Annotated in this window: 10 protein-coding genes; 2 read left to right on the top strand and 8 right to left on the bottom strand. The window is 40.8% G+C overall.

What is annotated here, in order from left to right; translation table 11 throughout:
* Positions 1–135 precede the first annotated feature (135 nt).
* Positions 136–2,985: a DUF2339 domain-containing protein gene (locus EXE30_RS13155; RefSeq protein ID WP_130162790.1), complete on the top strand. Its 2,850-nt coding sequence runs from the start codon at positions 136–138 to the stop codon at positions 2,983–2,985.
* Here the strand turns inward: EXE30_RS13155 and EXE30_RS13150 are convergent, their stop codons facing one another.
* Both EXE30_RS13150 and EXE30_RS13145 read right to left on the bottom strand, forming a co-directional pair.
* Positions 2,986–3,903 carry a mechanosensitive ion channel family protein gene (locus EXE30_RS13150; RefSeq protein WP_130162789.1) on the bottom strand — a complete coding sequence of 306 codons (918 nt, stop codon included), beginning with the start codon at positions 3,901–3,903 and terminating at the stop codon, positions 2,986–2,988. It lies immediately after the preceding gene.
* 9 nt (positions 3,904–3,912) lie between these two features.
* Positions 3,913–4,731, bottom strand: coding sequence for a hypothetical protein (locus tag EXE30_RS13145; RefSeq protein WP_130162788.1), 819 nt, complete (start codon positions 4,729–4,731; stop codon positions 3,913–3,915).
* A 93-nt stretch (positions 4,732–4,824) separates the two neighbouring features.
* On the opposite strand from EXE30_RS13145, the gene gspE reads away from it, so the two are divergent.
* Positions 4,825–6,315, top strand: a complete 1,491-nt coding sequence (gspE, locus tag EXE30_RS13140) for a type II secretion system ATPase GspE (RefSeq protein WP_130162863.1) — start codon at positions 4,825–4,827, stop codon at positions 6,313–6,315.
* A 60-nt stretch (positions 6,316–6,375) separates the two neighbouring features.
* Here the strand turns inward: gspE and EXE30_RS13135 are convergent, their stop codons facing one another.
* The 6 genes from EXE30_RS13135 to EXE30_RS13110 form a co-directional block, all read right to left on the bottom strand.
* The gene (locus EXE30_RS13135) at positions 6,376–6,810 is read right to left on the bottom strand and encodes an organic hydroperoxide resistance protein (protein ID WP_005198385.1); all 435 of its coding nucleotides are present in this window, start codon (positions 6,808–6,810) and stop codon (positions 6,376–6,378) included.
* A 118-nt stretch (positions 6,811–6,928) separates the two neighbouring features.
* Positions 6,929–7,291, bottom strand: coding sequence for a DUF4951 domain-containing protein (locus EXE30_RS13130; protein WP_130162787.1), 363 nt, complete (start codon positions 7,289–7,291; stop codon positions 6,929–6,931).
* A 194-nt stretch (positions 7,292–7,485) separates the two neighbouring features.
* Positions 7,486–8,310, bottom strand: coding sequence for a carbon-nitrogen hydrolase family protein (locus EXE30_RS13125; protein WP_130162786.1), 825 nt, complete (start codon positions 8,308–8,310; stop codon positions 7,486–7,488).
* Between the two features lie 25 nt (positions 8,311–8,335).
* Positions 8,336–8,857 carry an anti-anti-sigma factor GigB gene (gene gigB, locus EXE30_RS13120; RefSeq protein ID WP_130162785.1) on the bottom strand — a complete coding sequence of 174 codons (522 nt, stop codon included), beginning with the start codon at positions 8,855–8,857 and terminating at the stop codon, positions 8,336–8,338.
* A 102-nt stretch (positions 8,858–8,959) separates the two neighbouring features.
* Positions 8,960–9,928, bottom strand: coding sequence for an RsbU family protein phosphatase GigA (gigA, locus tag EXE30_RS13115; RefSeq protein WP_130162862.1), 969 nt, complete (start codon positions 9,926–9,928; stop codon positions 8,960–8,962).
* 131 nt (positions 9,929–10,059) lie between these two features.
* Positions 10,060–10,947 (bottom strand): MlaA family lipoprotein, encoded by an 888-nt coding sequence (locus EXE30_RS13110; RefSeq protein ID WP_130162784.1) that lies wholly within the window; start codon positions 10,945–10,947, stop codon positions 10,060–10,062.
* Between the last annotated feature and the right edge of the window lie 171 nt (positions 10,948–11,118).

Here is an 11,118-nt window from a genome sequence, read left to right as displayed (position 1 = left end):
TGTCCTGGTCACCGTGTTGTGCAATGACGAGTTGTGACGCTTTAAAAAATTGCAGTATTTTGTATGCAAAAATAGCTGCTTATCTATTGATCAAGTAAGATAGCTTCAATGAAGCTGTTTTATTGATATAAGTCTATGTATAAAAAAGACAAACAGGGAATCGTCATTGTTTTAATTGCTTTGACTGTGTTGCTGGCTTGTGCAATTGCATTTAAATGGCACGGAACAATTGTTGCCGCTACCGTGGGATTAACCGTTGCTATTGTGCACATCCTTTCTGAAATTCACCAACGCTTATGTCAGTTGGAACAAGCCCGTTCAGGTTTTTCGGATCAATCCGCTGGAATTGGGATACAGCGGGTGCTGATTTATAGCGCGGCATTGGTTGCATTATTTGCTTATGCTAATACGTGGATGTGGTTGGCGGGTGGTGCTTTATTGGTGCTGATGCTGTGTTTGATTCAAACTATCAGTGCATTTCAAACCAGATTGCTACATTTAGAACAGTCTTCAATTGCTGCACAGAAAATTGAATCCACACATTTTTCTCAAGATATAGAACCATCACAGTCTTCGACGACAACCGCTGCTTTCCCAGCGTCTGAGCTACAACATCCTGCTTGGATGCAAGCCAATACTGGATCAAGTCAACAAACTAATACTCAAAACCCGCTACCGATAATCCCTGCTTCTGAAGCTAAAGATGCTGCATGGTGGCAACCTGCATTTGATTGGATGGTCCATGGCAATCCGATTTTACGTGTCGCGGTTGCGATTTTAATGGTCGGTGTGGTGTTGTTGTTACGTTTTGCCAGTGAACATTGGCAGTTAAGCCTCGGTGTTAAACTTGGCTTTATTGCCAGTGCGGGTGGGATCACGACCGTTGCAGGTTATTTGCTACAAAAGAAAAATCAGCTATTTGCAGTGGCTTTACAAGGTTTAGGTTTAGCGATTGTCTTTTTAACACTTATTTTCTCGCATCATTTTGCAGTGATTGCCAGTTTGACCACTGCCAGTATCCTTTTTGTGATTTTACTATTGGCAACCGTCTATCTCAGTCTCAAACAACAAGCACTTTATTTGGCGATCCTTGCGTTGACTATGGCCTATCTTGCGCCATTACTTATTCCGCAAAACCACCCTGATGTCATTTTCTTGTTTGGTTATTATTTCATAATTAATTTAGCCGTTGCAGCGGTAAATTTTATTCAACCTTGGAAGATCCTGCACCAAATTGCCTTTTTTGTGACCATGTTTATTGGTGGGGCGGTCATTGGTATTTATGCAGATCATCAACAATACACAACGCTTGATTTTATTCTTTGGTTGCATATCGCCTTATTTATTTGGCTGAGTATTCGTTATAGTCAATTGATGTTACGCGCGCAAAATCTGCAAGAAGAAACAGCGCCTAAAGCACAGCGTTTACAGCCAATTTTGGATGTTGGGCTCATTTTCAGTGTGCCTGTGCTCGGTTTTTCTTTACATGCTTATTTAATGCATAACTCAACCTCAGCATTGACTTGGGGTGCAGTTGCATTGGCGGTTGTTTATATCGTTTTAAATATCTGGATTAAACGTCAGCATCCTCAATTATCGATCTTAGCTAAAAGCTTTTTTATCCTTGCTGTGGTCTTTATCGCGCTGATTTTCCCGCTTGCTAAAGGTGCACATTGGACCTCAACCGGTTGGGTGATTCAAGGAACGGCATTGATTGTGTGGGGTGTGACAGAACGTTATCGTCTGAGTCGTTACATTGGGGTAGCATTGGTTTTATTCAGTTCAATTGCACTGATGTTCCAAGTTTGGTCCAATGACCATTTCCCCGTCCTCAGTACCGTCATTTATGCCTTAGCTCAATTTATCTCGGCATTCTATTTATTACATTATCAACAAGTCGAAAAGTATTTTAGTTCACGCATGTTGAGTGGGATTTTTATCGCATTAGGCATGTACGCGGGTGCGATCGCGGGTGTTGAGTTGATGCAGTGGCAGCAACATGGATTAAGTCCTTACTTAGCTATTGCTGTCATATTGCTAGCAATATTTAGTGTTGCAGTCTATTTGAAATCAAAATTGCAATGGCAGCATTTACAGCTCATCTTGTTAGGCGGACTATTATTTTTACTCTATGGCGCAAGTTTGGCTGAAAATGTCTATTCGTTAGGGCATTGGTCAAGTCACTTAAGTCAAGTGAGCTTTTTGATTGCTTCAATTGGTTTAACCGTGTTGCTTGTGGTGTTAAAGTCTTTAGCATCCAAAACTTATCTGCTGGTGTGGTCAACTTTGCTTTGGCTGAGCTTGGCGAGTATTGGTTTAGCTATTTTCCCGAGCATGCCAGTGATTGCTTTAGCACTTATCCCAGCGATCTATAGTATTTGGTTGTTTACATCGAAGCAGACCCAATTGTTGCATCAGCTCCCAGTTTGGGGTTTAACTTTGTTTTGGTTGCTGCTGGTCAGTCTAGATCCTTATTCTGCTGAGCAATACTATGTGTTACCGCTGCTAAATTTGACTGACATTCTGTCTTTGTTGATGTTCATTGGCATGATTTGGATCATTTATCATCATGATTTCAGTGCAGAACGATCGATTGAATGGGGCTTTAAAGTTACAACCATTTTAATTGGTTTATTGGTCTTGAGTAGTGTGGTGGTTCGTGCCATGCATCATTATTTAGATACGCCGTTATGGGGTGGGGCAATTTGGCGAAACGGTGATGTGCAACTGAGCTTGACCTTATTGTGGATGATTTTGGCTTTTGTATTAATGACTTTTTCTAGTCGTCGTCATATTCGTCAAATTTGGTTTGTGGGCGCTGCGTTGTTAGGGATTGTGGTGGCTAAATTGTTATTACTTGATCTATCGCAAAGTGGCACATTGACCCGTGTGATTTCATTTATTGGGTCTGGTGCCATCATGTTGGTGATTGCATATCTTGCACCTTTACCACCTGCGATTGACGAGCCTGAGAAACAGCGTTGATTATTTCTCTTTCTGTTCTTTTTTGAGCTCTTTCTGATGTGTATATTGATCGACTTCATCATCTTCTAATGATGTTGGTCGATCAATTAAACCCATTTTTGGTACTGGAATTTCAATTTCATTTTCCAAGAAACCATTACGAACACGTTCCTGCATTTCATCACGAACCTGAATATAGTTTTCTTGACGACACCAGACCGCAAACAAAATTTCGATTGAAGACTCTTTAAAAGCGGTCACTGTTACGGCAGGTTTGGGATCATCCATCACAAAAGGATATTTTGATGCAACATCAAGTAAGACATGTCTGACTTTAATGATATCTTCATGAAAATTAATCGCCAATGTAATCGGAATTCGTCGGATTGGATATTTAGATAAGTTCATGACGGGCGCACGAATCAATTGCTCGTTTGGAAGGCGAATATAAACATTATCTAGGGTAAGTAGTTTGACTGAAAGAAGGTCAATCGAAATGACTTCACCTTCAATGGTATGTCCTCGAATCAAGGTGATTTGAATGGTATCACCGACTTCAAAAGAACCTTCGCCGATCAGAAACAAACCACTAATTAAATTGGATGCAGAGGTTTGTGAGGCAAAACCCAGTGCGACGGTGAGAATACCTGCCGCGCCTAAAAAAACGCTGAGTTTAAATCCTGCTTCTCTTAGACTGGTCATAATGAACAGTAAGAAAATGAAATAGAAAATACCCCTACGCCACAAAAGGCGTTGATGTGCATTGAGTCGGTTGCCAATGGTTCTGATAAAGGTATTGGATAATAATCTTGCAATGATAAAACCAATAAAACACAAAATAATCGCGACTACAATTTCACTCAGTCGCGCAAAATTAATATTGGTAAAAATGCTGGTGAGATTGCTTGCAACATCTTTCGGAATATTGGAATCTGGCATAGCAACCTCTTAAAAAAACGAGTCAAACATATTCAAAAAAGTACTATTGGGTGAGCGTGGAGGGTGAATATAGGTCACTTCTCCTGCTTGATTCGGTGTTCTATTCTCGATGCGAATTCGTGCTTGTTCAGCACCATCATAATAAACCTTGATCTTAGAGGTCCATAGTCGGCCAGTGCCTTCGCTATAAAATAGGGGGAGGGCAGGAACTGGGACATTCATACGGTCAAAACGGAGTTGATGTAGGCTGTTGTTTTGAAATTCGATGGGTGTGACTGCGCGAAAGGCACGTGGTGTTAAAAGGTTTAAATCCGTGCGACCATCGACAGAAGTGGCGTAGCAAATTTCCCCATGTTGAGGGTTTTTCCCGAACCACGTGTCTTTGGGTTGAATCACAGGAATGTCAAACAAAGGCTCTGCCAATCCGTCAGCCAAACCAGCAATCCACAGTGGTGTACTGATATAGAGTGTTCCCCGTTGACCTGCTGGGATATAAATAGGATCTACGGGTTTAATGACCACTGAACGGTTGGCTAGACGTGGCATCAAATGAAACGTCTCATTGGTTTTATGGAGCATGTAGCGTTCAATTTTTGCTGGTTGTGGCATTGCAAATTCAGTATCCGTTAGAATTCGCCATTGTTGTTCATAATCGTTCTGATAGTGCGGACGATGGTATTCCAATCGCCACTCTTTAATTCCGCGTGTGAGACGGAAGAGTAATGAACCGAATTGCCAAGCTTTGGCTTGTTGAATTTCAAATTTTTGTTCGCCCCACCACTTCAAAGATTCTGAATGAGGTCTTTCATATAGATTATTTTGAGACAAGATGCAAAATTCCTTTGTGAGGATGCTAAAGAGACTTCACGCTGTAACCAGCTTAGAGTACACTCAATGCTTTCTTTTATCATTATTTGTGTGATGCAAATACTTAAACAAATACAAATTCCATATAGTTTTGCCAAACGGCATGGCGTTTTGTTCCGTTATGAAGGCGATCAAGTTTTTATTGTGCGACGCAAGGAAACGGCGCGTATTGCTTTGCAGGAAGCACGTCGAATTTTGGGGAAGTCAGCTCATGATCAACTTTGTACCGAGCAAGAGTTTCATGCTTTACTCAGTTCAAGCTATGCAGGAGATACCGGCGAGTCGCAACAAGTTGCTGCGGGTTTAGAAGATCACCCCGATCTGCTGAGCTTGGCGGATCAAGTTCCTGAAGCGGAAGATTTGATGGATCAGGAAGATGATGCGCCTATTGTGCGCCTTATCAATGCCTTGCTGTCAGAAGCAATTCGTGTCAGTGCGTCAGATATTCATATTGAAGCTTTTGAGAAAAAACTTTCGGTACGCTTGCGTGTTGATGGTCAACTGCGTGAAATCGTACAGCCGCGTCGTGAATTAGCGCCGTTGTTAGTTTCACGTATCAAAGTCATGGCTAAACTTGATATTGCAGAAAAGCGAATTCCGCAAGATGGTCGTATTTCCTTGCGCTTAGCAGGGCGCGAAGTTGATGTGCGTGTATCGACATTGCCATCATCACATGGTGAACGCGTGGTGATGCGTTTGCTGGATAAGCAAGCTGGGCGTTTAAATATGACCCATTTGGGCTTGATGCAAAGTGATTATGACCGTTTAACCCAATTGGTACATCGGCCACATGGCATTATCCTGGTGACTGGACCAACGGGTTCGGGTAAAACCACCACGTTGTATGCAGCACTCTCTGATTTGAATGATCACACGCGTAATATTTTGACGGCCGAAGATCCGATTGAATATCAACTCGAAGGGATTGGTCAAACTCAGGTCAATACTAAAGTTGATATGACCTTTGCACGAGCGCTTAAAGCCATGCTACGTCAGGACCCTGATGTGGTGATGGTCGGTGAGATTCGAGATCTTGAGACGGCAGAAATTGCGGTTCAAGCTTCATTGACGGGTCATTTGGTTTTATCAACGCTACACACCAATACGGCAATTGGTGCAGTCACTCGTTTAAAAGACATGGGGATTGAGCCTTTCTTACTTGCAAGTTCGCTGATTGGCGTGATTGCACAACGTTTGGTTCGTACTTTATGTCCACATTGTGTGACATGGCGTAGAGCAGATGATTTCGAACAACAACTTTTCAAACACCTCGATGTCAATCATCAAATGGAGTTACCTGAGCCGAATGGCTGCGAGCATTGTTCGCATGTAGGTTTTAGCGGACGAACGGCCATTTATGAAATTGTACCTGTTGATGAATCGATGCGCCGCCTGATTCATGGCAATGCTGCTGAATATGAGTTGGAAACCTATGTTCGTAAACAATCGGGTTCAATCCGTGATGACGGTTTAAGAAAAGTTTTGGCTGGGAAAACCACTTTAGAAGAAGTACTGCGCGTCACTAATGAAGCTGCTGAAGGGTAAGCAATTAGGGGCACGAAAAAAAACAGCATGAATTCATGCTGTTTTTTTTGATCAGGAATATTATTCAGCAGTCACGATATTAAAATTCACATCAATATTATTGCGTGTTGCATTCGAGTATGGACAGACAATGTGAGCAGCATCAACCAGTTGCTGTGCCTCTGCTTCCTCCATTCCTATGAGATAGACATTTAAAGTCACTTCAATACCAAATCCATTCGGAATAGGGCCGATCCCAACTTCACCTTCAACATAAGCATCTTTACTTATATTGAACTTATCGCGATTCGCAACAAACTTCATTGCCCCTAAAAAGCATGCAGAATAACCTGCGGCAAAAAGTTGCTCTGGATTGGTGACAGCACCACCAGCACCGCCCATTTCTTTTGGCACACCTAATTGAACGTCTAAGACACCATCAGAAGAAGTTGCACGGCCATCACGACCACCTGTTGCTTTCGCTTTTGCGCTATAAACCACTTTTTCTAAAGACATGATTATTATTCCTGAATATTATTGAATAGCATTAGATCGTACGCTATATGAATGAAAAAACAAGTAAGTAAAAGTTGTTCAATTTTGAATATTAAGTACTGATTGTTGTAGATTGTGTTTACCAAAGTTCAGCAATTCTTTTCATTAATCGCGCTCTATAACGAGCGGTGGGGTTGCTCAAATTATTGTGAGCTTCTTGTTCATAATACTGCTGCCATGCCCTAATCATTTCCAAGGTTGTCCCTTTTTGTTTGATGATCGCAACATCCTCACGTTGAATATAGTCTAAGCGTTGTCTTGCACCTTCTGCCCCCGTTCCCCAACCAATAATCCATTGACCAAAAGCATTGAGAGACAAGTTTTGGGGGGTAGATAAGTTATTCTGTGTGTTGGTTGATACATCAGGATTTTCCTCTACTGCTGCTGCATGTAGTGGAGTAAGTGCCCCTAGAAAAAACAATATGGTAATAAATCTAAACATGAACAAAGGCTTAATAAGAATTAGTTGACAATATTATTTCACTCATAGAATAAAAGCATTTTGCTTTGTTCGACAGAGATCGATAATTTATATTAAATCATGATTTCAGCACGCTCGCATCGCTAAAATTGATCAGAACAGTCAGTTCATGCCAAGAAATAAAAGTTTGGATATTTAAAGTAGGAATTATATTTCTAATAGTGGATGAGTTGGCGATGTTGCATCAACGGCATTGCAAGTCGGACTTTCTCTTGTTCAGTGAGATCAAAAGTAGTGCTGATTAAAGCATGACCCTCTGTATTTACCATTTGCAATAGTTGGCCTCGACTATCGGTGATCCCTGCATGCCCCCAGGTTTGGCGTTGCTCACCATGCCATCCTTGTTGTGCTGCTCCCAACACATAACATTGACTATCCATTGCACGTGCTTGCAACAATAATTGCCAGTGTAATTGACCCGTGATGTAAGTAAACGCTGCGGGAGCAGTTAAGATATTTGCTCCTTGCTGGCGTAAAGTTAAAGCAAGCTCAGGGAAACGTAAATCATAACAGACCATTAAGCCAATATTGCCAAATGGTGTTTTTGCTACAACAACCTGATTGCCTGGTTCAAAGAATTTTGATTCTTGATAGCCCCCAACGCGATCTCCAACCTGAACATCAAATAAATGAATTTTGTCGTAGCGCGCTTCTGTGCCTTCGGGACTAATACATAGACTCACAGTCCGAACGCGACCGTCAGTAATGATTGAACCATCGGGACGAAAAGGGCAAGGGAGAGTGCCCGCAACAATCCAAATTTGATAGTGATGAGCAAGCTGCTCTAAGCGTTGTTGAATGCTTTCAAATTGTTCAGCAGTTTCACGTTGTTTACCAGCAGCAAAGCAGACAAAATTTTCAGGGAAGACAATCAGTTTAGCGGCTTGTGCCTTACTTTGTTGGATCAATGATTCAATGACAAGGAAGTTAGCCTCAATGTCATCTTGGGAGTTCATTTGTACAACTGAAAGTAAGGTCATAAGCCAGTCACAATTAATTTAGTGATCAAACATTTTGTTTTTGTACATCGATACTTAAGCAATCTTGTTCTTTTTGCAATTGTTTAACCAGAGGCTCAAACATATTCTGGTTATTTTCATTCAAGCGCATGAGGGTTTTATGTGCATCGAGCACAGTATTAAGCATAGCACTATGCGTGATATGTTCCTCTGTGAGTTCGAGTGTACAGACGTTAGGGTCACCACAATAATTCAGAATCACAAACACTTGTGCCAGCCCCATGCTATTGGCTAAGGTCGTAATATCTGCATTTGTTGAAAGCATCACGGCTTGAATGTGGTGCGTCTGTTTAAGTTTTAAGCCTAATTTTGCCAGTATTCCTAAAACGGTACTGTCAATAAAAGTGGCTTGGGTTAAATCAACGATTGCACCAACAACGTTCTGTTGTTGTTCAATTCGGTTGAGGAGTTTGTCTAAACTTATACAAGAGTGAGCACGCACTTCGCCAATAAGCTTGAAAATATGCGTTCCGTTCAAACTTGCATATTCAACATGACCTGTTGACATATAAATGCCATTTTCAGAGAAAGGATATAAAATTATCCCATAGTGATATTCCAGACACAAGGGCTTGCATACCGTGAACTAGTTAAAGTGCTGATTTTAAGGTTAATTCATTCGGCATAAACTCAGAATGGCAATGTCATCGGCGACATGTTCTGGTGCTTGGAAGGAGTTATTCTGTAGGTGTTCGACCAATTGATTAAATTGATCATTCAATCCACCATCAAAAGGTTCAAGTGCGCCGTCAGAACATAAAATGAACCTTGCTTGGCGATTGAGTACACAAAGATGCTCTTCAACTTCGAGTTCTTCTGTGAGACCTAAAGGAAAACTACTGGTTGATAAAATTTGTGGTGGTTGGTTCGGTTCAAAAATAATGGGAGGAGGGTAATGTCCTGCACTTGACCAGCGAACCTCATTGGTGACCAAGTTTAGAATCCCCGCGACCATGGTAATGTGCTTTTCTATATTTTCTTGCACCAACATTGCATTGAGTTTTTGAATGAGTTGACGAGGTGTTTTTGATCGACCATGAAATGCAGCCATCCATGAGGTCAATAAACTGCTAGTGACACCATGTCCCGAAACATCAGCAAGATAAAATAATACCTCTTCATCATTTAAACGCCAGTAATCATACCAATCGCCAGATAAATAGGCTGATGGCTGAAAAAAAGATTCGAATTGATAATTTGGTAATTCAATTGCATTTGGTAAAAGACGTTTTTGTAATTCAGCCGCAGAAGGGAGATCTCGACTGTCTTGATTCCGCTTGTATTGCGCATCAATCTTAAATAATGAATGTATCGGATTTTTGGGGAGGTTATCCCACATCCAACCTGCTAATGCGCCCATTTCCCAAGCTTGGGCTAACGCAGCACCTTCATGTTCAAATGCAAGCACAATGGTTGGAAGTTTCCACTGATATTTTAAGAAGTCTTGTACATCAGCAATCGCAATAATTGTTTGATCATACAAATCTAAATCATTAACTTGAATAATTTGGAGGGTGGGTAACTCAGTTAAAGCTTGATCTAAGTAGGGTATGGAGCGTGTGGGTTGAATGAAATACATTGATGTATCGCCAATCCTTTGTATGATCATTTTTTAATTCATCATAGATGAAAGATAACCTAAAACATAGTGTTGCTAGCGTTTAAATTCACTAGCGACACATAAGTTTGTAAGACATTATTTTAAATTAACTATTCTTCATCTGAAAATGACTCATCAATATCATCTTCGTCGCTGATAAAGGAAATGTCATTTGCATCGCCACGTTTCTCCGCAATTTGGAAAGCCTTACGTTGCAGATAAAAGTCACGAATCATCGAATATCTATCACCTTTTAAGCTTTCTTCAACTTCAAGAATTTGTGAACGGGCATCAACAACTTGTAATAGATTTGTTGACCAATAAATACCATCTTGATCGTCAAGTAGATATTTCTGTGGGCGACCAAAACTATCTGCAGCTAAACCAACACCGTCTCGGAAAGTGCTCGGACCAAAGAACGGTAACATGACATATGGACCTGAAGGAACACCGTAATAACCTAAAGTTACCCCGAAATTCTCTTCTTCTGTGGATAAACCTAAACGACGAGCAGGATCAGCAAAGCCCAAAGTTGTGAGTGTATTCACAGTAAAACGGCCTAAGGTTTTTGCTGCACGGCTTGGTCGACCTTGAATAACTTGATTCACAGCATTCCATGGCTCGCCTAGATTTTTACGAAATTGACGATAGGGGCTACGCACAGGCTCTGGAACTTTAGCAACATATTGTATTGCTATTGGTTTCAATAGATTACGGTCTAACGCATCATTAAAGAGAAAGATTTGACGGTTTAATGGCTGTAATGGGTCTTTCACTGCATCTGGCTGAGCAGCATTTGCATTGACTTTTAAATCATTTTTTGTGAGATGTTTTAAATCTTTTATTGCTTGTATTGTTGATGGCTTATGTTCATCTGATATCGAGCTTACAGTCGTATTGCTATCAATTGCCGCTTTATTAGTTGTCTCTTGAGCAAATACGGATGAACATGCTCCAGCAGTTAACAACCCAAGCAAGATAAAATTGGAGTAATGCATATCAATCCTTAATCGCTGTTTGAGCGAAATACAGTCATAAAAATGATCGTGTTATTTAACACGAAACATATTAAGCAGAATACAATTTAATTATTCACCTATTATTAAAACAAATTCACTAGCAAAATATAAGAAGAAATGTGAAATTGATCTAAAAATATCCACTTAAAT

This window comes from Acinetobacter halotolerans (assembly GCF_004208515.1).
Lineage (GTDB): Bacteria > Pseudomonadota > Gammaproteobacteria > Pseudomonadales > Moraxellaceae > Acinetobacter > Acinetobacter halotolerans.
This window is presented reverse-complemented; position numbering and strand designations above follow the sequence as displayed.

Bases quoted from the DNA above. Each gene is read 5' to 3' on its own strand.
- EXE30_RS13135 (WP_005198385.1), bottom strand. From the start codon at position 6,810: ATGTCTTTAGAAAAAGTGGTTTATAGCGCAAAAGCGAAAGCAACAGGT.
- gigA (WP_130162862.1), bottom strand. From the start codon at position 9,928: ATGTATTTCATTCAACCCACACGCTCCATACCCTACTTAGATCAAGCT.
- gspE (WP_130162863.1), top strand. From the start codon at position 4,825: ATGCAAATACTTAAACAAATACAAATTCCATATAGTTTTGCCAAACGG.
- EXE30_RS13130 (WP_130162787.1), bottom strand. From the start codon at position 7,291: ATGTTTAGATTTATTACCATATTGTTTTTTCTAGGGGCACTTACTCCA.
- EXE30_RS13150 (WP_130162789.1), bottom strand. From the start codon at position 3,903: ATGCCAGATTCCAATATTCCGAAAGATGTTGCAAGCAATCTCACCAGC.
- gigB (WP_130162785.1), bottom strand. From the start codon at position 8,857: ATGTCAACAGGTCATGTTGAATATGCAAGTTTGAACGGAACGCATATT.
- EXE30_RS13110 (WP_130162784.1), bottom strand. From the start codon at position 10,947: ATGCATTACTCCAATTTTATCTTGCTTGGGTTGTTAACTGCTGGAGCA.
- EXE30_RS13125 (WP_130162786.1), bottom strand. From the start codon at position 8,310: ATGACCTTACTTTCAGTTGTACAAATGAACTCCCAAGATGACATTGAG.
- EXE30_RS13155 (WP_130162790.1), top strand. From the start codon at position 136: ATGTATAAAAAAGACAAACAGGGAATCGTCATTGTTTTAATTGCTTTG.